We start from the raw sequence: 23,320 nt of genomic DNA on the forward strand, positions 1-23,320 counted from the left end.
AAAAGCGTTAAACCAATTAACTTTACTTGGTTTAACGCTTTTATATTAGACACGGTATAAGTCTAAGATGCTTCCAGTGTAAGCATCCGCAATGAATTCGTATTGGATTAATTGGTCTTCTTCAAGTCTTGAAATACCTCCGTAATAAACATCCGTTTTAAGAGCAAATTTTTGTAAAGGGACTTTTTGTAATTCAATCCAAGAGCCTTCTATAGGACCTTCTTTTAAAAATAATGTTTTAACGTGTTTTAAAATAGTATCTCCATGGATAGCTTTTTTTGTAGTTAGTATTTTGTGAAGGAAATAACCACAAGTTAATCCTGCTCCAAAAAGTAATCCGCTAGCTAATAGATATGGTGTTTTTTCTTTAGTATAATAAGTCATTTAATAAACGCCCTCCCATTTCATTTGTTTTTTTTATAGTATACCACGTTTAAAAATAAATGAAATTAAAGCATTACCACTTAAACTTAGACTGAATTAAGGTATAATAGAATAAAGAAAACTTATAAGGGGGATAGATCACGTAGGTAGCAACACAAAAACTATGTGGGTATACAATAATGGAAGCTAAAACATTTGATTTGATAAAGAAGTTAACTGAAGCACAAGGAACAAGTGGATTTGAACATCGCATACGCGATATTATGCGTCAAGAAATGACTCCTTTAGTAGATGAAGTTGTGCAAGATGGACTTGGCGGAATTTTTGGAGTACGTAAAAGTAAAATTGAGAATGCACCGAAGATTATGGTAGCGGCTCATATGGATGAAGTTGGTTTTATGGTAGCAAGTATTTCTAAGCATGGTTTGTTTAGAGTAGTCCCACTAGGTGGATGGAATCCATATGTAGTATCTGCACAACGTTTCACGCTTCAAACAGCTAAAGGAGACTATCCGTGTGTTTCTTCATCTGTTCCACCTCACTTATTAAGAGGTAAAGATGGTACTGGGAGTAAATTAGATATCGCTGATATTCTATTCGATGCTGGATTCGATTCTAAAGAAGAAGCTGAAGCATATGGCGTGCGCCCAGGAGATGCTATTGTTCCATTAGTTGAAACAATTAAAATGGCGAATGGCAAGAAAATTTTAAGTAAAGCATGGGATAATCGTTATGGAACGACTGTTGTTCTTGAAGCTTTAAAAGAATTACAAGGCGAAGAATTGCCAAATACTTTGATTGCTGGAGCTAACGTTCAAGAAGAAGTTGGGTTACGTGGAGCAAAAGGTGCTGTACATCAATTCAAACCGGATTTATTCTTTGCTGTTGATTGTTCTCCAGCTGATGATTTGACTGGCGATAAAGATAAGTTTGGCCATTTAGGAGAAGGCTTCTTATTAAGAATCCAAGATCCAGGCATGATAACGTTAAAAGGAATGCGCGAGTTTTTGTTGGATACAGCTGAGACACATAATATACCTTATCAATATTTTGTTTCTAAAGGTGGGACAGATGCAGGGGCAGCTCATCAAATGAATAATGGCGTGCCAAGTGCAGTCATTGGAGTATGTGCACGATATATTCACACACATCAAACAGTCTTTCATATTGATGATTATGCTGCTGCAAAAGAAATGGTTATTCAAGTTGCACGTACCTTAGATCGCAGTACATTTGAAACAATCATGAAGAATAATTAAACGAAAAGAAAGAAGGCTACAACGTGGAGTTATTAAATACAGTTGAAGAATTTTATATAATGGTTAAAGAAAACAAACAAAAAACAATTTTCTTCTTTACAGCAGATTGGTGTGGTGATTGCCAATTTATTAAACCTGTCATGCCTGAAATTATTGAGAATCATCCTGAAATCGATTTTGTAGAAGTTGATCGTGATAAATTTATTGATTTATGTGGCGACTTGTCAATTTTTGGAATACCTAGTTTTGTGGCATTCGAAAATGGAGAAGAGACTGGGCGATTTGTAAATAAAGATCGTAAAACACAAGAAGAAATAGAGAAATTTATATCAACTCTTTAATAGATAATAAAATTGACTAATAGGAGATGTTATTATGTTAGATACACAACAATTTCAACGCATACTGATTGCCATAGACGGAAGTGAATCTTCAGAAAATGCACTTATTAATGCTATTAAAATAGCAGAAAGAAATAGTAGTGAATTGATTATTGCTCATGTGTTTGATATAAACTCTTATGCTTTAGGAATGGTAGATACTGCAGGTATAAACACGTTAGATGCAGCAGGAATAGACCTTGATAAGAATCGAATGGAAAAGCTTTTAGAAGAGTACAGTCTAAAAGCTAAAGAACATAATATAGAAAAAGTTCAAACAATTATGGTACAAGGATCACCAAAATTACTTTTAGCAAAAGATATACCTAATAAATACCATGTAGATTTAATTGTGGTTGGACAAACAGGTATGAATGTTGTTGAAAGATGGATGATGGGTAGTGTGAGTGAGCATATTATTCGCCATGCACCATGTGATGTTTTAATTGTACGAAATAAAAAACAGGATGAGGAAGTTAATAATGATTAGTATTTATAATAATGAAGGCATTGGAGATACACTTATTGTCATGCTTGACAACAGTGAATCGAAGGAACAAAATTTTGAAAAACAAAATGATGTGGTTCGAATTTTTAAAGAAGAAACAAATCAAACAGTTGGATATAACTTTTTTAATAGTTCAACTCTTATTGATCTTAAAGGAACTGGGCAAGTTATTTTAACGAATGAACAAATAAAAATTTTAAATGAATCAATTGCATCTGCAGGATTTTCTGATACTTTACTAACAGATGAGTCACCAAAATTTGTTATTGGTGAAGTGAAAGAATGTAACCCACATCCAGATTCAGATCATCTATCTATCACGCAAACTGAGATAGATAATGGAGAAATTATTCAAATCGTTTGTGGAGCTTCTAATATCGCTAAAGGCCAAAAGGTTGTAGTTGCTAAAGTAGGCGCTATGATGCCTAACGGAATGTCAATATGGGATGGTGAGTTGAGAGGCGAACCTAGTCATGGTATGATTTGTTCTGCTAAAGAATTGAATTTGAAAAACGCTTCAGAAGAAAAGGGCATTTTAGTCCTACCAGATTCTGCAACTACAGGCGAAATTTTCCAAGTAAATTAACTTAAATTATTCTCTAAAAAGACTTCAAAAGCTGTCTTTCAAAAAAACGAAAATATGTTTTTTGAAAGATAGCTTTTTGTAAAGTCTTTTTTTATTTGTAAATTGTAAGGATATCGCGTGTTTCTTAAAGAATGCACCTATAATCACTTTATTTTTTATGGTAAACTAAGATTCGGAGTAAGGTAGGAAAGGAGGGTCATCATGCCCAAATATGATGGACCTAGTTATCAAAAAAATCAAGACAGTCAAAAAAAGTTTAAGTTTCCTTTCTATCGTGATGCTGAAAAAGCAACGAATAAGGAAGCGTCTATTAAAATTTCCCATCCAAAAAATAACGATAGTCAAACAACTAACCAACTAATAAAAACTAATGAAAAAAATTCAGAGGTTGATTTTACGACTCTTCAAAAAGATAATAATTCTGTTAGAAATTATCTTTCTACTATTAGTAAAGAGGAACAAAAGAAACAAAATGAACTTAAGAAGCAAAAAAAGAAAGTTGAAAAAAGAATTAAACAAACGGCGTATTCAAAAGAATCTTTAAGACATGCTGCGACACCTTTTCAAGAAGGAAGAAGTTCGACACCTTTTAAAGTTCAAAAGATTCCTTCGCCTTATTATGGGTTTCAAGAGAGGTCACCAAAAAAGAATGAAGACACTAATTATTTGGAAATTCTCTTAAAATTAGAAAAAAAACCAGAAGATTTCTTGTTGTTTGAAGAAAATTTATTAAATGAAATCGATTATTTTTTTGAATTAGAATCAGAAGAAGCACTGAAAACAGAAGAAGTGTTAGAGCCAGAAGAAGTATTAGAACCAGAAGAAGTATTAGAACCAGAAGAAGTATTAGAACCAGAAGAAGTATTAGAACCAGAAGAAGTATTAGAACCAGAAGAAGTATTAGAACCAGAAGAAGTATTAGAACCAGAAGAAGTATTAGAACCAGAAGAAGTATTAGAACCAGAAGAAGTATTAGAACCAGAAGAAGTATTAGAACCAGAAGAAGTATTAGAACCAGAAGAAGTATTAGAACCAGAAGAAGTATTAGAACTAGAAGAAGTGTTAGAACCAGAAGAAGTATTAGAACTAGAAGAAGTGTTAGAACTAGAAGAAGTGTTAGAACTAGAAGAAGTGTTAGAACTAGAAGAAGTATTAGAACCAGAAGAAGTGTTAGAGCCAGAAGTGGTAGTAGAACCAGAAGAAGTATTAGAACCGGAACTAACCAATAGTAGTATAGAAGATGAAGAAATGGCGGTTACTAATTCCGAGAAAGCAGCTGTAGAGTCTTTGGCACACTCTGTTAAGAAAAAACGAGGATTATCTCGATCATTAGCAGGTATGATTGAGGATGAGCAAAATATCCGCCTTAATCGAGGAAAAAATGTTGCAAGATATTTTGGTGAAGCAACAGTATTACCAAAACAAGTCAGACAACCTATTAGTCCAACTCGAGTTTCTGATAAACCATCTACTCCAACAAGTACAGAAGAAATTGAAAATATGGAATTAATGGCTGCATTAAGTCGGATGAATTATTTAGACAAACAAACTTTCCCAGTTAATGACATTAACCAGCCTGAAGAACCAGAGCAATCAGAAAAGTTAGAACAACCAAAAAAGCTAGAAGAATCAGAAGTACTAATCGATACAAAGAATACAGAACAGCCGGATACGATTCTTATTGAATCAATTGAAGAAGACTCTTCTATCATTGATATGAAAGAAGTAAGTCAAGCAGAAATAGAAACGGATGTAGTAGTAGAAAGCACTATTGAAGCGACTAGTGAAACCGATAAGTTAATGGAAATGACTGAAGAAATTTATGATGAAAATTATATGTTTCCATCAGTAGATCTTTTACTTCGTCCTGTAAAACTTGAACCAAATGCAATTGATGATTGGGTTTTAGAACAAGCGGAAATATTGAATGAGACTTTAGATGCCTTTAATATCAATGCTCAAGTAATTGGTTGGACAATTGGACCAGCAGTTACCCAATTTGAACTTCAGTTAGGTCGCGGTGTAAAAGTTAATAAAATTACAAATCTATCCGATGATTTAAAATTATCATTAGCTGCTAAGGATATCCGTATCGAAGCTCCAATTCCTGGGAAAAGTTCAGTAGGTATTGAAATTCCTAATAAAAAATCAAGACCCGTTATGTTATCAGAAGTCATGGAAAGCAAAGAATTTAAAGAGAGTCATTCTCCTTTAACGGTGGCTATTGGAGTTAACATAGCAGGAGAAGCGGTTGTTTCCACTATTGATAAAATGCCTCATGGGTTAATTGCTGGAGCAACAGGTTCAGGAAAAAGCGTCTTTATTAATTCGCTTTTAGTGAGTTTATTGTATAAGGCTACACCAAGTGAAGTGAGATTAATTTTAATTGATCCAAAAGCGGTTGAGTTAGCTCCTTATAATGAAATTCCTCACTTGCTGTCCCCAGTTATTTCTGAACCTAAAGCAGCGAGTGAAGCTTTAAAATGGGCAGTAAATGAAATGGAAGAACGTTATCAAAAACTAGCTGCTGCAGGAGTTCGAAATATTCAACGATTTAATGAAAAAGCAGAAGAGCATAAAGAGTTTGGCTTGAAGATGCCCTATATTGTCATCGTCATTGATGAATTGGCAGATTTAATGATGGTTGCCAGTAGCGATGTGCAAGACTCTATTGCACGAATTACACAAAAGGCTAGAGCGGCAGGTATTCATTTAATTGTTGCGACACAACGCCCAAGTGTAGATGTTATTACAGGAACAATAAAAAATAACATTCCAACTAGAGTAGCCTTTATGGTATCCAGTCAAGTAGACTCACGCACTATTTTAGATACAGGTGGGGCGGAGAAACTTCTTGGTCGAGGAGATATGTTATTTCAAGAAAATGGGTCAGGACGACCAATTCGTGTACAAGGAACGTATGTTGAAAAAGAAATAGAACGAATCGTCAGACATGTAAAAGACCAACGCCCTGCAAGATATCTTTTTGAGCCAGAATCGTTAATGGCTAAATTAGAATCAGTTGAAGGAAAAGATGAGCTGTTTGAAGATGTTCTGCCATTTATTGTTTCAGAGGGACAGATATCAGCATCAGCATTACAAAGAAAATTTAAAATTGGGTTTAATCGAGCTGCTAATTTGATTGAATCTTTAGAGAACGAAAACTTTATATCCGGAAATAAAGGATCAAAACCACGCGAAGTATTTTTAACTAAAGCGGATTATGAAGAAAAATTCTTATAAATAAGTTCAAAAAGAGAGAGATAACTTTTGCTCTCTCTTTTTTTATTGTTCTAATGTAGTTAGAGTGAATTTCCCTACAAAAATTATATTAAAAACAGATGATAATTATTTAATTGAATCCGTTCACATTATTTCATTCTGATAAGAGTAAGGAGAATTAGAGATTTAAAGTGTGCTATTAAATTATTTCATGGTATACTAAATTCGTTGTATTTTGTCTTTTTTGACTAACAACAATCGATTCATCCCATTTAATAATAAATGAAACAGGATGATGGTCTATTTATTACATCGTTTTATGAGCTTTTGAAAAACGAGTTGAAACAGGACAAACTAAAAAGGCTTTCTCAAACACTAACAGTCATAAACACAAGGTGAATTTATGAATATGGAGGAAATAAAGTAATGAATAAAGAAATAATTTATCATTTCGTTGGTATTAAAGGTTCGGGTATGAGTGCTCTTGCTTTAATTTTGCACGACAAGGGATTCAAAGTTCAAGGTTCCGATATAGAAAAATACTTCTTTACTCAAAAAAATATTGAAGAAGCTCATATTCCAATTTTAAATTTTAGTAAAGAAAATATCCATCCAGGTTTAACGGTGATTGCTGGGAATGCTTTTTCTGATGACCATGAAGAAATTGTTGCAGCAAATGAACTAGGTTTAACCGTTATACGTTACCATGATTTTATTGGTGAATTCATCGGTCAATTCAACAGTGTAGCTGTTACTGGTTCTCATGGGAAAACAAGTACAACTGGCTTATTAGCACATGTGTTAAGTTCGCTTAAAGATACAAGTTATTTAATTGGAGACGGAACAGGTCATGGCGTACCTGATGCAGATTTCTTTATATTAGAAGCCTGTGAATACCGCCGTCATTTTTTAGCGTATCGACCTGATTATGCTATTATGACAAATATTGACTTTGATCACCCGGACTATTACAGCAGTATTGATGATGTCTTTAATGCATTCCAATCCATGGCAGTTCAAGTGAAAAAAGCTATAGTTGCTTGTGGAGATGATGAACAACTCCAAAAAATCCAAGCTAATGTACCGATTTTATATTATGGATTTGGAGATCATAATGATTTTCAAGCTAAAAATATGACTCGTTCAACAACGGGTTCTACTTTTGATGTCTATGTAAGAGACGAGTTTTATGGACATTTTGATATTCCTACATTCGGAAAACATAACATACTAAATGCGCTTAGTGTTATTGCAATTTGTCAATATGAAAACATTGATAAAGAAGGCGTTATGGAAAACTTAAAAACGTTTAAAGGCGTTAAACGCAGATTTACTGAAAAACAAATATTAGATATGGTCATTATAGATGATTATGCACATCATCCATCTGAAATTCGTGCAACTATTGATGCAGCTCGTCAAAAATATCCAGATAAAGAAATTATCGCTATTTTCCAACCACACACATTTACTCGTACAGTAGCATTATTGAGTGACTTTGCGGAATCGTTAAATTTAGCTGACTCTATTTATTTATGTGATATTTTTGGATCAGTACGCGAAAATCAAGGAGACATCACCATTCAAGATATGGCTGATAAAATTGATAATGGAGCGGTTGTGTTAAGTGAAGAGAATATGTCGCCGTTGTTGAACCATCATGATGCAGTCGCAATCTTTATGGGTGCTGGAGATGTTCAAAAATTTGAATTGGCTTATGAAACGTTGTTAAGTCAATCATCGCCAACGAAATAACAAAAAAATAGACAGGAGACGGTTGTTTAACAATCGTTTCCTGTCTATTTTTTTCTCATCATATTTTTGGTTTAAAAGTGCAAGCTGAAAAAGTTTCATTAGATGAAGAGCAAATTCGCTATCTACCTCTTTTTTTGTTAGAATAATAACGATAAGTACGGTCAGAAAAATGAATTTTAAAAATGAAAAGATGATTTGAAATAGAAATAAATGCAGTAACTAAAAGGAGATTTCTTATGAATGAGCGAAAAAAATTAGTATTGATTGACGGAAACAGTGTGGCTTACAGAGCTTTTTTTGCATTGCATTCACAATTAGAAAGAATGAAAAATAAAAACGGATTACACACGAACGCATTATATGGATTTCATAATATGATTGATAGTGTCTTAACAAAAGAAAATCCGAGCCATGTGTTGGTTGCTTTTGATGCTGGGAATACGACATTCCGGCATAGCTTTTTTGACGACTATAAAGCTGGACGTTCAAAAACACCCGGTGAATTTTCAGAACAAATGCCTTACTTGAGGGAACTACTGGATGGATTTGGTATTAAGCACTATGAACTAGAAAATTTTGAAGCAGATGATATTATTGGAACTCTTGCAACCCAAGTTGATCCAACTATTTATGATGTGGTCGTTATTTCTGGAGATCGAGATCTGACACAATTGGCAAAAGAGAATGTACGTGTGGATATTACCGTAAAAGGTGTCAGTGAGTTAAAAGAGTACACGCCTGAATCGATTCATGAGGAGATGGGCATTAGCCCATTGCAAATCATTGATATGAAAGGTTTAGCTGGAGATGCATCAGATAACATACCTGGAGTAACCAAGATTGGTGAAAAGACAGCCCTTAAATTATTAAAAGAATACGGCTCAGTCGAAGGAATCTATGAAAATATCGATTCATTGAAGAAGAGCAAGATGAAAGAAAATCTTATCAATGAAAAAGAAACGGCATTTTTAAGTAAAAAATTAGCAACGATTGATACCGATTCGCCTATAAAGGTTGGAATTGACGATCTAAATTTCTCAGGACCAAACATGGAAAAACTGATTGCTTTTTATAAAGAGATGGATTTCAATTCTCATTTGAGTAAATTGGATACTGCAGAATATGATGCTGAACAAAATAATCAAAAAGAAGAAATCTCGTATAATATAGTGACTGATATCACAGCAGATATGTTTAGGGATGATATGGCTCTTTACGTAGAATTGATGGGTGATAATTATCATACTTCTCCAATTATTTGTATTGGATGGGGCGATGATCAACAAATATACATTGCAGAACCTGAAGTAGTTTTTGCATCAGATGATTTTAAAAATTGGGCAAAAGAAAAAGAGACTAAAAAACAGGTATTTGATGCTAAAAGAACTTATGTTGCATTAAGAAGACAAAAAGTCGATATCACATCTATCAGTTTTGATATCTTATTGGCCTCTTATTTATTGAATACAAAGGACAATAGTAAGGATTTATCTGAAGTTGCTATGGAACATGACTATTACGATGTTTCTTCTGATGAAAGTGTGTATGGTAAAGGTGCAAAAATTGCTATTCCAGAAGATAAGAAAGTAACGTATGACCATGTTGCCAGAAAAATAAAAGCCATTCGTATTTTAAGCAAACAATTGAGTGATAACTTAGAGAAGAATGTACAAACTAAGTTGTTTGATGAAATGGAGTTGCCATTATCCATAGTTTTAGCTGAAATGGAACTCACTGGTGTAAAAGTAAATGACAAACGTTTGATGGAAATGAAAGAAGAGTTTGCTATTCGACTAAACGATATTGAACAACGGGTCTATGAATTAGCAGGTGAAAAATTTAATCTAAATTCACCAAAGCAATTAGGGGTTATTCTATTTGAAAAAATGGGGTATCCGGTTGTTAAAAAGACTAAAACCGGTTATTCAACAGCTGTAGATGTTTTAGAGCAATTAAAAGAGCAAGCGCCCATTGTAGAACATATTTTAGAGTATCGTCAAATCGCAAAAATTCAATCAACTTATATCGAAGGTTTGCTAAAAGTGATTGATAAAGAAACAGGCAAAATTCATACGCGGTATATGCAAACAATCGCTCAAACTGGTCGCTTAAGTTCTGTAGACCCCAATTTACAAAATATTCCTATTCGACTAGAAGAAGGTCGGAAAATTAGACAGGCTTTTGTTCCAAGCCATGAAGGCTGGAAAATTTTCGCATCAGATTATTCGCAAATTGAGTTGCGCGTATTGGGACATGTTTCAAATGATAAATTGCTCAAAGAAGCGTTTATTGAAGGTCAAGACATCCATTCAAGCACAGCTATGCGAGTCTTTGGTATTTCTTCACCAGAGGAAGTTTCTTCTGAGATGCGACGTAGAGCTAAAGCCGTTAACTTTGGAATTGTTTATGGCATAAGTGATTATGGTCTATCTCAAAATTTAGGAATTAGTCGTAAAGAAGCGCAACGGTTTATTGACACGTATTTTGAAAAATATCCAGGTGTAAAAACGTATATGGAAGATATCGTGAGAGAGGCAAAAGATAAAGGGTTTGTTGAAACACTTTTCCACCGCCGCCGCTATTTACCAGAAATTAATTCTCGAAATTTCAATTTGCGTTCATTTGCTGAAAGAACAGCAATCAATACTCCTATCCAAGGTAGTGCTGCGGATATTATAAAAATTGCGATGATTAAAATGGATGAAAGATTAAAAGAATCAAAATTGAAAGCGACCATGTTATTACAGGTCCATGATGAATTGATTTTTGAAGCTCCAGAAGAAGAAATAGAAGAATTGAAAGCCTTAGTAGTTGAGGTTATGGAAGGAGCAGTAGAATTGTCTGTTCCGTTAAAAGTCGATAGTAACAGTGGTAAAAGCTGGTACGAAGCAAAATAATAAGGAAGTGTGTCTGCTGTGTTCATTAATAGCAGAGACGCTTTCTTTCATATAGAAAGGAAGTAGAACTTTGCCGGAATTGCCTGAAGTTGAAACTGTTAGAAAAGGATTGGAAAAACTTGTATTAGGAGCAACGATAAAATCTGTTGATGTATATTGGGATCGTATTATAGCCGGTTCCATCGAAAGCACTGAATTTAAGCAGCTTTTAATTGGAGAAAAAATTACAGGGTTTGATCGACGTGGCAAATACATTGTCTTTCATTTTAAGAACTGGGCGCTAGTTTCGCACTTGCGTATGGAAGGTAAATATGAAGTCGAAGAATCAACAGTTCCTCTCAAAAAACACACGCATGTTGTTTTCCATCTAGCGGATGGGAGAGATCTGCGTTATTTAGATGTACGAAAATTTGGTAGAATGACACTGGTGCCTTTAGGGGAAGAGTACAGTATGACTGGAATAAGACTGCTTGGTCCTGAGCCGACTAAAGAGGCATTTGATGAAACAACTTTTTTTAATACATTGCTTACAAAAAAAAGAGCAATTAAACCACTTTTACTAGATCAAAAGATTGTAGCTGGTTTGGGGAATATCTATGTAGATGAGGCCCTTTTTGCGGCTAAAATCCATCCATTACGAATGGCCAACAGCTTGAAAAAACAGGAAGTTTCGCAGTTACATGAGGCAATCATTAAGGTGCTTGGTGATGCAGTTGAAGCGGGAGGAACGACTATTCGTACTTATCAAAATGCGTTGGGAGAAGCAGGGAAATTTCAAGTGAAGTTATCTGTCTATGGTAAAAAAGGGATTCCCTGTATTCGCTGTGGCACACCAATAGAAAAAATAAAGGTTGCACAAAGAGGAACCCATTTCTGTCCTCATTGTCAATTGTTAACGTCTGTTCAGTAAAAGGAGGAAGGAAATGACCATAGTTTTAGGATTAACAGGGAGTATTTCAACCGGTAAGTCAACGGTAAGTAAGCTATTTAAAGAACTGGGTTATCCGGTAGTAGATGCCGACATTGGTGCAAGAGAAGTAGTACAGCCAGGAACGGATGGATTAAATCAAATAAAAGAAACGTTTGGAAAGCAAGTTATTCTAGATGATGGCACATTGAATCGTGCTGCGCTGGGAGAAATTGTATTTAATAATGAGAAAAAAAGAGAGCTACTGAACGGTATTTTGTCTGAACACATACATCAATGGGTAGTATCTAAAAAGAACGACTATTTAAAGCAAAATCCTGCGATCCTTGTATTGGATATTCCGCTATTATTTGAATCGGGTTATGAAAAAGAGGTTGATCAAATTATGGTGGTAGCTACATCAGAGGAAGTTCAGCTAGAGCGATTAATGGAGAGAGATGGGATAAAAAGAGAAGAAGCTTTGAAAAAAATCAATGCCCAATGGTCTATTTCAAAAAAAATCCCTCTTGGAAATAGTATTATTGATAATAATGGAACGCTCACGAATACAAAAAAACAAGTCCTTGAATGGATAAACAAACTAAACGTTAATTAGAGTCTAGTAGTAGGACAAAGCGAACAATCCTTTAAGGTTTGTTCGCTTTTGTACTTAAGTGAGAAACACCTTATTTTAAGCGGTTTTATCTCTGGTTGTTGTATGGTATAATAGAGTAAATAATTGCGTAAAAAAATAGTTTAGATACTTATGACACTTAAGATAGGAATGATAAACATGCAATGTCCACGCTGTCAAAATAATGGTTCTAAAGTTGTTGATAGTCGTCCAGCAGATGATGGACGTGCTATTCGTAGAAGAAGAGAATGTGAAGCTTGTAGTTTTCGCTTTACTACATTTGAGCGAGTAGAAAAAACGCCACTATTAGTCATTAAAAAAAATGGTACCAGAGAAGAATTCAATCGCGAGAAAATTTTAAGAGGGCTAATACGGTCTTGTGAAAAAAGGCCTGTAGCAATGGAACAAGTTGAGAAAATTGTCGGAGACGTAGAAAATCAAATCAGAGGATTGGGCGAAAATGAAATAGCCTCAGCGATCATTGGGGAATACATTATGGAGAAATTAGCTGATATCGATGAAGTTGCTTATATCCGTTTTGCTAGTGTCTATCGCCAATTTAAAGATATGAGTGTCTTTTTGACAGAACTACAAGAATTTGAAAGAAAAAAAGCTGAAAAAAATTAGTTGAAACAGAAAGGTGTGAGTCATTTTGGGGTATCCTTGGAAAAATTTAAGTCCTAAAGATGGTTTTATTGTAAAACAACAAGCTTTACTTTCTGATATCGATCAAAAAATTCTCACTTTTTTGTATCAACCCCTAATTGGGACTGCAGCTTACAGCTTATATATGACATTGTGGACTGAGATTGAAGAAGAGGCCTATTGGAGTGAAGGGATCTTACATTCGGAACTGCTGGCCTTGCTGAATATCGGTATTCCTGAGTTGTATCAAGCCAGAATTAAGTTAGAAGCAATTGGATTGCTTAAAACTTATATCCAAACAGGTTCGACCAAATTAACAATCTATGAATTGCAAGCTCCCCAAGCAAGTGATGTCTTTTTTAAAGATGATTTATTGAGCTTATTATTATTAGAAAAAGTTGGAGAACGAAAATTCAGAAAATTGAGAAATCGATTTGTGATAGAAAGCATCGATAAGAAAAAATTTCAAGAAGTCACAAAGTCGTTTTTAGATGTTTTTCAATTTGATGCTGAATTATTGAAAAGAGAAAAAGATCTCTTGAAAGAACCGGTTTCATATATTGGCAAAACGAGTTCTTCAAAACCAAAAATCGATTCCAAAACATTTGATTTGAAGTTTTTTTATACAGGTTTGAACCAACAGTACATTAATCGTTCTTCAATTACTAAAGAGGTTGAAGAAGCTATCCTTGTATTGCATACGTTATATGGACTAGATGAATTAGCCATGCAACAATTTGTGTTGAATGCTTCTGATATTGAAACAGGACAAATTGATGAAAAAAAATTAAAAAAGTTAGCTTATGATGATTATCATAATAAAAACCAACAGAATATTTCATTAAAAGATGTTGTTGAAAAAGATATCCAAGTTGATGCCAATCAACAAAAAATGCGTGATAATGAACTAACTCAAAGAGGTTTAACAATAGAGGATATTGCGGTCATTGAAGTGAGTGAGCAAATAAGTCCGATTGATTTTATGAATTCTATTAAAGATCAAAAAGGTGGTTTTGTCACAAAACCAGAAGAGTGGACTTTAGAAGAAATTGTAAAAAAAGCCAATTTACCAACTGCAGTTATTAATATTTTGATTCATTATATTTTAGTGGTGAAAAACAATCCCACACTGGATCAAAAATTAGCTTATAAAATCGCTAACGATTGGGCACAAGAAAAAGTAGTGGCTCCTGAAGAAGCCATCCAAAAAGTCAAAAAAATGTATTTAGAAAATGCTGAAAAAAGACAACAACAAGAAAATCGCACTAAAACCTATGCACAAAACAGGAACAACGGCAATTATAGTAAGCAAGTGACCACCAGAAAAGAAACACTTCCTGAGTGGGCTAAAGCAGAAAATAAGCAAGCTGAAGAAAAACCGATGAGCGAAAATGAGAAACAAGCGTTTATGGAGCGATTGAAACGAATTCAAAATTTTGGTAAAGAAGGTGAATAATAATGGAGGACATTGGTGAAAGTCTGACCCGTATGATTAAAGAGCGAAACCTGAGTCATAAATACGAGGAATTAATACAGGAAGTATTAGATGATCCAGATGTAACGCAATTTATTGCAGATAATCGCCAGAAATTGGATGATGAAGCAATTGTTAGAAGTTATGCTAAATTGTACGAATACGTTCAAGAAAAAAAGAAATTTCATTTAAATCAAGGAATGATGGCTCCAGGTTACCATCCTAAATTGGTTTTAAACTACCATTATATTGATGTAACTTATGTACCATCAGCTGAACTAATAGCTAAACAAAAAGAATTAGAAATAAAAAATCGGATTTATTCGATGGACATGCCAAAAGACGTTAGAAATGCTAAATTAGCCAATTTTGAATTGACTGATGAACGAAGATTAGCTATTTCAGAAGTATACGACTTCATTGATGCATATCTATCTAATCCTAAAGCTTTCCATAAAGGGTTATATTTGCAAGGATCATTTGGTGTCGGTAAAACTTATTTGTTAGGAGCTTTAGCTCATGAACTAGCAAAAAATGGCTTTCCTTCTACATTAATGCATCTTCCGTCATTTTCAGTTGAAATGAAACAGTCTATCGGTAAAAATACTACCGGTGAAAAATTGGATTTTGTAAAAAAAGCGCCCATATTAATGTTAGATGACATTGGTGCTGATTCAATGTCCAGTTGGATACGTGATGACGTTCTTGGAGTTATTTTGCAGTACCGTATGCAAGAACAGTTGCCTACATTCTTCTCTTCCAATTTTGATATGAAGCAACTTGAAGAAGAACACTTAAGAGTAACTCAAAGAGGCGAAGATGAACCATTAAAAGCAAAAAGAATCATGGAAAGAGTTCGTTATTTAGCTAAAGAAATAAATATGACAGGTACGAATAGGCGTCATCTCCAATAAAAGTTAATGAGAGAACCTTATTTTTTCCTTGAAATCAGAATCAAAAAGTGCTTTAATAATAGATATAAAAGAAATCATTGAGAAAGACACCAAGACTTGGTTGCGATTTTTTTAGAGAAGAAGACAGTTGCTGAAAGTTTTCTAATTTCGTTCTTGTTTTGACCCCTTTCGAGTGCCACTGTGAACCGTTTATCGAATTAGCAGTTGGTCGTTTAGCTAGCGTTAACAGCTTAGAGTGAATTTAGTGTGTTTGCTAAGTTCTAAATCTGGGTGGAACCACGTAATGAACGTCCCATTTATGGTATTTGATATACTATAAATGGGGCTTTTTTTTTTTTTAGCTGAACAAAGATGGTATTTTAAAATTAGAATATGGAGGAATAGACTATGTCAGAAATTAAGATTACTTTTCCAGATGGAGCGGTAAAAGATTTTCCTGCTGGTTCATCTACAAAAGAGATTGCTGAAAGTATTAGCAAAGGTTTAGCCAAAAAAGCATTGGCTGGTAAATTTAATGGCGAATTAGTGGATTTGATCCGTCCACTTGAATCAGATGGCTCAATTGAGATTATTACACCTGATCATGAAGACGCATTACAAATTTTGCGTCATTCAACTGCTCACTTAATGGCAAATGCCTTACGTCGTTTGTATCCCGATATAAAATTTGGAGTAGGTCCTGCCATTTCAACTGGCTTTTACTACGATACAGATTCTGAAGCACCAATAACAGATGAGGATATCCCAAAAATTGAAGCTGAGATGATGGCGATTGTAAAAGAAAACAACCCAATTATTCGCAAAGAAGTCACTCGTGAAGAAGCTTTAGAAATCTTCAAAGATGATCCTTACAAGGTTGAATTGATTACAAATCTTCCAGAATCAGAAGCAATTACCGTTTATGACCAAGGCGATTTTGTGGATTTATGTCGTGGAGTTCATGTTCCTTCAACTGGTCGTATTCAAGTATTTAAATTATTGTCTCTTGCAGGTGCGTATTGGAGAGGCAATTCAGATAATAAAATGATGCAACGTGTTTATGGAACAGCCTTTTTCGATAAAAAAGATTTAAAAGAGTTTATTCAAATGCGTGAAGAAGCTAAACTACGCGATCATCGTAAACTAGGAAAAGAATTAGATTTATTTATGATTTCTCCTGAAGTTGGTTCTGGATTGCCTTTCTGGTTGCCAAAAGGTGCTACAATTCGTCGTACAATTGAACGTTATATTGTTGACCGTGAAATCAGTTTAGGTTACCAACATGTCTACACACCTATTATGGCTGATGTAAACTTATATAAAACTTCTGGTCACTGGGACCACTATCATGAAGATATGTTTCCACCTATGGACATGGGAGACGGCGAAATGCTTGTCTTGCGTCCTATGAACTGCCCACATCACATGATGGTCTATAAAAATGATGTACACAGCTACCGCGAATTGCCTATTCGGATTGCTGAATTAGGCCAAATGCACCGCTATGAAAAGAGTGGAGCTTTATCAGGATTGCAACGTGTGCGTGAAATGACTTTAAATGATGGGCATACATTCGTACGTCCAGATCAAATTGAAGAAGAATTTAAGCGTACATTGGAATTAATGCTAGCTGTATATGGTGACTTTAATATTACGGATTATCGTTTCCGTCTAAGCTATCGTGACCCTAATAACACAGAAAAATATTATGATGATGATGCAATGTGGGAAAAAGCTCAAACAATGCTTAAAGCGGCGATGGATGATATGGGACTGGATTACTTCGAAGCAGAAGGAGAAGCAGCATTCTATGGTCCTAAATTAGATGTCTTAGTTAAAACAGCTATTGGAATCGAAGAAACTCTTTCAACGATTCAATTAGACTTCTTACTGCCAGAACGTTTCGATTTAACGTATGTAGGAGAAGATGGAGAAAATAACCATCGTCCGGTTGTAATTCACCGAGGTATTGTGTCAACAATGGAACGGTTTGTTGCTTACTTAATTGAAGAGTATAAAGGAGCTTTCCCTACGTGGCTAGCACCCGTACAAGCTACAATTATCCCAGTTAATTTAGATATGCATACAGATTATGCCTATGAAATAAAAAAACAAATGGAACGTATCGGAATGCGTGTAGAAGTAGATGAACGTAATGAAAAAATGGGTTATAAGATACGTGCTTCTCAAACACAAAAGATACCTTATCAATTAGTTGTTGGAGATAGTGAAGTTCAAGATAACACGGTTGCAGTTCGTAAATATGGTGAAAAAGCTACTGTAACAATTAACTTAAGCGAGTATCTAGAGACTGTTTCAAAAGAAATTGAAAATTTCAGTAAATAATTTATTGACATATTCTGTCTAGTAGAGTATGATTAGTTAGTTGAGAAAATCAAGCAGAAGCACCCGCTTCTCGCCTAAGTTGACGAAAGTGTCTCTGGGCTAGATATAAACGATGATAACTTGCATACGGTGTGAGTTAGAAATTATTTATAGGCGGGTTCGTAATGAACTCGTCTATTTTTCTGCTGTTCTTTCTCTCAAATCTAATGGAGGTGTATGACCATAGCAAAAGATATGATGGTAAATGACGGCATTCGTGCACGTGAATTACGCGTTATCGGTAGTAACAGCGAACAACTTGGTGTAATTACAAAAAGTGAAGCGTTAAAACTTGCAGAAGAAGCAAACTTAGACTTAGTACTAGTAGCTCCAAAAGCAAAACCGCCTGTAGCACGTATTATGGACCACGGGAAATTCCGCTTTGAGCAACAGAAAAAAGAACGTGAAGCCCGTAAAAATCAAAAAGTCATTAGTATCAAAGAAGTAAGATTAAGTCCTACTATTGATTTGAATGACTTCAATACTAAATTACGTAATGCACGTAAGTTCCTTGAAAAAGGAGATAAAGTAAAGGCTTCAATCCGATTTAAAGGTCGTGCCATTACTCATAAAGGTATTGGTAAAGAAGTGTTAGATCGTTTAGCTAAAGAAACAGCTGATATTTCAACTATTGAATCAGCTGCTAAAATGGATGGTCGCAGCATGTTCTTAATTTTAGCACCAAAAACTGAAAAGTAAGAGTATTTTGAGGAGGAAATAACAAATGCCAAAACAAAAAACACACCGTGGTTCAGCAAAACGGTTCAAAAGAACAGGTAACGGCGGATTAAAACGTCACCATTCTAAAACAAGCCATATGTTTGCAAATAAATCACAAAAACAAAAACGTAAATTACGTAAATCAGCAATGGTATCATCAGGCGATATGAAACGTATCCGTCAACAATTAGCTAAATGGTAATCTGTTACCTAAGCGTAGTTTAGTTCATACTAAGTATGGACAAATGCAAGTTAAATTTTTAAAAGAGTTTTCTTTGTAAAGGAAACATCTAGAGGAGGAAATTAATATGCCACGTGTAAAAGGTGGAACGGTTACTCGTAAACGTCGTAAAAAAATATTAAAATTAGCAAAAGGTTACTACGGTTCTAAACATATTTTATTCAAAACAGCTAAGCAACAAGTAATGAAATCTTATACTTATGCTTACAGAGATCGTCGTCAAAAGAAACGTGATTTCCGTAAATTATGGATCGCTCGTATTAATGCAGCTGCTCGTTTAAACAACATGAGCTATAGCACATTTATGCATGGTCTTAAATTAGCAGAAATTGATGTTAACCGTAAAATGTTAGCTGATATCGCTGTTACAGATGCTGCTGCATTCACAGCATTAGCTGAACAAGCTAAAACTGCATTAAACAATAAATAAATTTCATATTTAATGAAAATTTTAAAGCTGCTTCGCTCTAATGCGAAGTAGCTTTTTTTTTTTGTGAAAAATTGTTACGATTTTTTTGCAAATAATACATATGGAAAATTGACGAGAAAAACCGTGAAATGCCTTTATATAGGTTTTTATATTATCGTTAAATGAGTAAAAGATTAAAAATAAATCCTTTTATTGCATTATTTTAATAATTTGTGTTGAAATTGTGATAATAAGATGATAATATAATTTGAGTAAACTAATATTGATATTAAGTAAACGAGTGCTTAGTTAATAAGATTAGAAGAGAAAGATAAAAGAATTAGGGGGAAATAAAATGAAAAAAAATAAATTGATCAGTTTATTAGGTTTAACTGCAACATCTGCATTAGTTTTGGCAGCTTGTGGGAGCGGTAACGATGGGGAAAAAGCAAGTTCTGAAAACAAAGCATCTGGATCAGGTGAAGAACAAGTACTTAATTTAATTGAAAGTGCTGAATTGCCAAATATGGATTCTGCAAAATCAACCGACGTAGTAAGTGGAACTGTCTTAAACAACGTAAATGAAGGATTGTATCGTCAAAATCCAGAAAACGAATTAGAATTAGGGATGGCTGCAGAAGAACCTGAAGTTAGTGAAGATGGTTTAACGTACACTTTTAAAATTAAAGAAGATGCAGTTTGGTCTAATGGTGATCCTGTGACAGCCAATGATTTTATTTATGCTTGGGCTCGTTTAGCAACTCCTGAAACAGCTTCTGAGTACTCATATATGATTGATGGAGTCGTAAAAAATGCTACTGCAATCTTAGCTGGAGAGATGGAACCATCAGAATTAGGAGCAACAGCTGTTGATGATAAAACATTAGAAATTCAATTAGAAAAAGCTGTTCCTTATTTCAAAGATTTATTAACACTTCCAATGTTCTTGCCACAGAATGAAGCGTTTGTAACTGAACAAGGCGATAAGTATGCAACAAATAGTGATGCTGTACTTTATAATGGTCCTTTTGTCTTAGACGAATGGGATGGCACTGGCTTAAGCTGGGTATTAAACAAAAATGAAGATTATTGGGATAAAGATACTGTGAAGTTAGATACAATTAATGTTGACGTAGTTAAAGAAACTTCTACTTCCATCAACTTATACGACACGGGAGCAGTTGATCGTATTACTTTATCAGGTGAATATGTCCAAACAAAACAAGGCGATCCTGAATTGAAAACTCAACCAACTTCATCTGTTTTCTACTTTAAATTCAACCAAGAACGTAATGGTGAAGAAACATCTTTAGCTAATGAAAATATTCGTAAAGCAGTTTCAATGTCATATGATAAACAAGCCTTTGCAGATACTGTTCTTCAAAATGGTTCTATTCCAGCTAATGGGTTAGTTCCAGCAGAATTAGCTACTGATCCAGCTTCAGGAGAAGATTTCCGTAAACAAAGCGGTGATTTATCAACTTTTGATGTTAAACAAGCTCAAGAATATTGGGAAAAAGGACTAAAAGAATTGGGCGTTGATTCTCTAACATTAGAAATTTTAGGTGATGATTCTGAAAATTCTAAAAAAGCATTAGAATTTATGCAAGCACAATTAACGAGCAATCTTCCTGGATTGGAAATCAATCTAAGAAACGTACCGTTTAAAGTACGTTTAGAGGCTGATACAAAACAAGATTACGATATCGAAATGTCTGGTTGGGGCGCTGACTATGCAGATCCAATCAACTTCTTAGAATTGTTCCATTCAGAAAATGGAAACAATAAATCTAGCTACTCTAATGCTGATTACGATGCATTAGTTGAAAGTGCTCAAACGAACGTGTCTGATTTAGAAGGACGTTGGGAAGATATGTTAGAAGCTGAAAAAGTCTTGATGGAAACTGCTGGGATTGCACCTATCTATCAACGTGCTTACGCTGTTTTAGAAAAAGATTACCTTAAAGGATTCACTACTCACTTAACAGGTGCAGATAAGTCATTCAAATGGGCTTCAATTGAAGGAAAAGAATAATTTTTACAAAAAAGAGCGAATTCTTATTCGCTCTTTTTTTGTGTTTATTATGTGAGAACTATAAAATTACTATGAGAGTACACCGATACTCGTTTCTCTCTCTTTTAAATGATGATAAAATGAAGAAGTTATGAATAATTTATAATAAAAGTTTATTATGATTCATTAGGAGGAAATTAAGTGGAAAAGAAAAAATATCTTAAGTTAATGGGATTATCACTTGCTTCTGTTAGTTTATTAGCAGCATGTGGCGGAGATTCAGAAGAATCTAAAAAAGGGACTACAGGAAGCGACGGACAAGTATTGAACTTAGTTGAGTCAGCTGAATTACCAACAATGGATTCAGCATTAGCAACTGATGCTGTTAGTTTCAATGTAATGAACAATGTTAATGAAGGGTTATACCGTCAAGGACCAGATGGTGAACTTGTATTAGGAATGGCAGCAGAAGAACCAAAAGTTAGTGAAGATGGATTAACCTATACATTTAAAATTAGAGAAGACGCTGTATGGTCAAATGGGGACCCTGTGACAGCTAATGATTTTGTTTTCTCATGGAGACGCTTAGTAAATCCTGAAACAGCTGCAGAGTACTCTTATATGATTGATGGAGTCGTAAAAAATGCAACAGCTATTTTAACAGGTGAAATGGCACCAACTGAATTAGGTATTACAGCAACTGATGATAAAACATTAGAAATTCAATTAGAAAAAGCTGTTCCTTATTTTGAAAGTTTGACAACATTATCAATGTTCTTCCCACAAAATGAAGCTTATGTTACTGAACAAGGAGATGCTTACGCTTCAGATAGTGATCATGTTCTTTATAACGGACCATTTGTACTAGATGAATGGGATGGAACTGGCTTAAGCTGGGTAATGAATAAAAATGAAGATTACTGGGATGCAGATGCTGTTGAACTAGATGCAGTAAACATCGATGTCATCAAAGAAACGTCAACTGCTTTGAATTTATATGATACTGGTTCAATTGATCGTATGATATTATCAGGTGACTACGTTCAAACACAACAAGGTAATCCAGACTTAAAAACTCAACCAACATCTACTGTAGCATATCTTAAATTTAATCAAGAGCGTAATGGAGAAGAAACTGCTTTAGCAAACGAAAATATTCGTAAAGCGATAGCAATGGCGTTTGATAAACAAGCATACGTTGATACTGTTCTTCAAAATGGTTCTATTCCAGCTAATGGACTTGTACCAGAATCATTAGCAGTTGATCCAGCGACTGGTGAAGACTACCGTGAACAAAATGGAGACTTGCTAAAATTTGATAAAAAACAAGCTCAAGAATATTTTGCAAAAGGCTTACAAGAATTGGGAGTAGATTCTTTATCATTAGAAATTTTAAGTGACGATACAGAAAATGCTAAAAAATCAATTGAGTTTTTACAAGGACAATTAACACAAAACTTACCTGGTCTAGAAATTACATTAAGAAACGTGCCTTTCAAAGTGCGTCTAGATGCTAATAGTAATCAAGATTATGATATTCAATTATCTTTATGGGGAGCAGATTATGCTGATCCGATTAACTTCTTAGAATTATTCCAATCAGAGAACGGGAATAATAAATCTGGATACAACAGTGCAGATTATGATGCATTAATTGAAAGTGCTCAAACAAATGTAACTGATCTAGATTCACGTTGGGAAGATATGCTTGATGCAGAAAAAGTATTGATGGATGATGCTGGTATTGCACCAATTTATCAAAGAGCTTACGCTGTTTTAGAAAAAGACTATGTCAAAGATTTTACAACTTATTTAGTTGGGGCAGAATGGTCTCTAAAATGGACATCTGTAACAAAATAATTAATCCTTAAAAAAATGGGTATTAAATAAAAGAAAGAGTCTGGACAAAAGTCTAGGCTCTTTCTTTTTAAGCAATAATAAAATTTGCTGGGTGGATGATAGCAAAATTAAGATTAAGAAAACTTTTTTGAAAAAACAATGGTATAA

19 protein-coding genes and 1 other annotated feature are annotated in these 23,320 nt (G+C 34.4%); of the genes, 18 read left to right on the forward strand and 1 reads right to left on the reverse strand.

Features of this window, described 5'->3' with window-relative positions:
- Window positions 1-45: 45 nt before the first annotated feature.
- Window positions 46-384 (reverse strand): PepSY domain-containing protein, encoded by a 339-nt coding sequence (locus BP18_RS03335; protein WP_007723611.1) that lies wholly within the window; start codon window positions 382-384, stop codon window positions 46-48.
- Between the two features lie 179 nt (window positions 385-563).
- On the opposite strand from BP18_RS03335, the gene pepA reads away from it, so the two are divergent.
- The 18 genes from pepA (at window position 564) to BP18_RS03425 (ending at window position 23,173) form a co-directional block, all read left to right on the forward strand.
- On the forward strand, window positions 564-1,643 hold the full coding sequence (gene pepA, locus BP18_RS03340; protein WP_007723609.1) for a glutamyl aminopeptidase: 1,080 nt from the start codon (window positions 564-566) through the stop codon (window positions 1,641-1,643).
- Between the two features lie 23 nt (window positions 1,644-1,666).
- The gene (locus BP18_RS03345) at window positions 1,667-1,984 is read left to right on the forward strand and encodes a thioredoxin family protein (protein ID WP_007723608.1); all 318 of its coding nucleotides are present in this window, start codon (window positions 1,667-1,669) and stop codon (window positions 1,982-1,984) included.
- A gap of 34 nt (window positions 1,985-2,018) precedes the next feature.
- A complete protein-coding gene (locus tag BP18_RS03350) occupies window positions 2,019-2,513 on the forward strand; it encodes a universal stress protein (RefSeq protein WP_007723599.1) in 495 nt (164 codons plus the stop codon).
- Window positions 2,506-3,117 (forward strand): YtpR family tRNA-binding protein, encoded by a 612-nt coding sequence (ytpR, locus tag BP18_RS03355; protein WP_007723596.1) that lies wholly within the window; start codon window positions 2,506-2,508, stop codon window positions 3,115-3,117. Before BP18_RS03350 ends, ytpR begins: the two co-directional genes overlap by 8 nt.
- Before the next feature lie 201 nt (window positions 3,118-3,318).
- Complete coding sequence (locus BP18_RS03360) at window positions 3,319-6,360, forward strand: DNA translocase FtsK (protein WP_035050334.1); 3,042 nt, start codon at window positions 3,319-3,321, stop codon at window positions 6,358-6,360.
- Between the two features lie 405 nt (window positions 6,361-6,765).
- On the forward strand, window positions 6,766-8,094 hold the full coding sequence (gene murC, locus BP18_RS03365) for a UDP-N-acetylmuramate--L-alanine ligase (protein WP_007723590.1): 1,329 nt from the start codon (window positions 6,766-6,768) through the stop codon (window positions 8,092-8,094).
- A gap of 236 nt (window positions 8,095-8,330) precedes the next feature.
- Window positions 8,331-10,991, forward strand: a complete 2,661-nt coding sequence (gene polA / locus BP18_RS03370) for a DNA polymerase I (RefSeq protein ID WP_007723588.1) — start codon at window positions 8,331-8,333, stop codon at window positions 10,989-10,991.
- A 70-nt stretch (window positions 10,992-11,061) separates the two neighbouring features.
- Window positions 11,062-11,901: a DNA-formamidopyrimidine glycosylase gene (mutM, locus tag BP18_RS03375; RefSeq protein WP_035050335.1), complete on the forward strand. Its 840-nt coding sequence runs from the start codon at window positions 11,062-11,064 to the stop codon at window positions 11,899-11,901.
- Between the two features lie 13 nt (window positions 11,902-11,914).
- On the forward strand, window positions 11,915-12,514 hold the full coding sequence (gene coaE, locus BP18_RS03380; RefSeq protein WP_007723583.1) for a dephospho-CoA kinase: 600 nt from the start codon (window positions 11,915-11,917) through the stop codon (window positions 12,512-12,514).
- 177 nt (window positions 12,515-12,691) lie between these two features.
- Window positions 12,692-13,159 (forward strand): transcriptional regulator NrdR, encoded by a 468-nt coding sequence (gene nrdR / locus BP18_RS03385; RefSeq protein ID WP_007723580.1) that lies wholly within the window; start codon window positions 12,692-12,694, stop codon window positions 13,157-13,159.
- Window positions 13,160-13,184: 25 nt separating this feature from the next.
- Entirely contained in the window at window positions 13,185-14,633 is a 1,449-nt protein-coding gene (locus BP18_RS03390; RefSeq protein WP_007723577.1) for a replication initiation and membrane attachment family protein, read from the forward strand.
- 2 nt (window positions 14,634-14,635) lie between these two features.
- A complete protein-coding gene (dnaI, locus tag BP18_RS03395) occupies window positions 14,636-15,565 on the forward strand; it encodes a primosomal protein DnaI (RefSeq protein ID WP_007723574.1) in 930 nt (309 codons plus the stop codon).
- A gap of 387 nt (window positions 15,566-15,952) precedes the next feature.
- Window positions 15,953-17,890, forward strand: a complete 1,938-nt coding sequence (gene thrS / locus BP18_RS03400) for a threonine--tRNA ligase (protein WP_007723572.1) — start codon at window positions 15,953-15,955, stop codon at window positions 17,888-17,890.
- A gap of 45 nt (window positions 17,891-17,935) precedes the next feature.
- Window positions 17,936-18,078, forward strand: a sequence feature (ribosomal protein L20 leader region).
- Between the two features lie 28 nt (window positions 18,079-18,106).
- A complete protein-coding gene (infC, locus tag BP18_RS03405; RefSeq protein WP_007723570.1) occupies window positions 18,107-18,628 on the forward strand; it encodes a translation initiation factor IF-3 in 522 nt (173 codons plus the stop codon).
- A 25-nt stretch (window positions 18,629-18,653) separates the two neighbouring features.
- Window positions 18,654-18,851, forward strand: a complete 198-nt coding sequence (rpmI, locus tag BP18_RS03410) for a 50S ribosomal protein L35 (protein WP_023177295.1) — start codon at window positions 18,654-18,656, stop codon at window positions 18,849-18,851.
- Window positions 18,852-18,957: 106 nt separating this feature from the next.
- Entirely contained in the window at window positions 18,958-19,320 is a 363-nt protein-coding gene (rplT, locus tag BP18_RS03415; RefSeq protein WP_029277585.1) for a 50S ribosomal protein L20, read from the forward strand.
- A gap of 334 nt (window positions 19,321-19,654) precedes the next feature.
- Window positions 19,655-21,334, forward strand: coding sequence for a peptide ABC transporter substrate-binding protein (locus BP18_RS03420; protein ID WP_007723171.1), 1,680 nt, complete (start codon window positions 19,655-19,657; stop codon window positions 21,332-21,334).
- Window positions 21,335-21,514: 180 nt separating this feature from the next.
- Window positions 21,515-23,173, forward strand: a complete 1,659-nt coding sequence (locus BP18_RS03425; RefSeq protein ID WP_007723170.1) for a peptide ABC transporter substrate-binding protein — start codon at window positions 21,515-21,517, stop codon at window positions 23,171-23,173.
- Window positions 23,174-23,320: the final 147 nt, after the last annotated feature.

This window comes from Carnobacterium jeotgali MS3 (genome assembly GCF_000745125.1).
Taxonomy (GTDB): Bacteria; Bacillota; Bacilli; order Lactobacillales; family Carnobacteriaceae; genus Carnobacterium_B; species Carnobacterium_B jeotgali.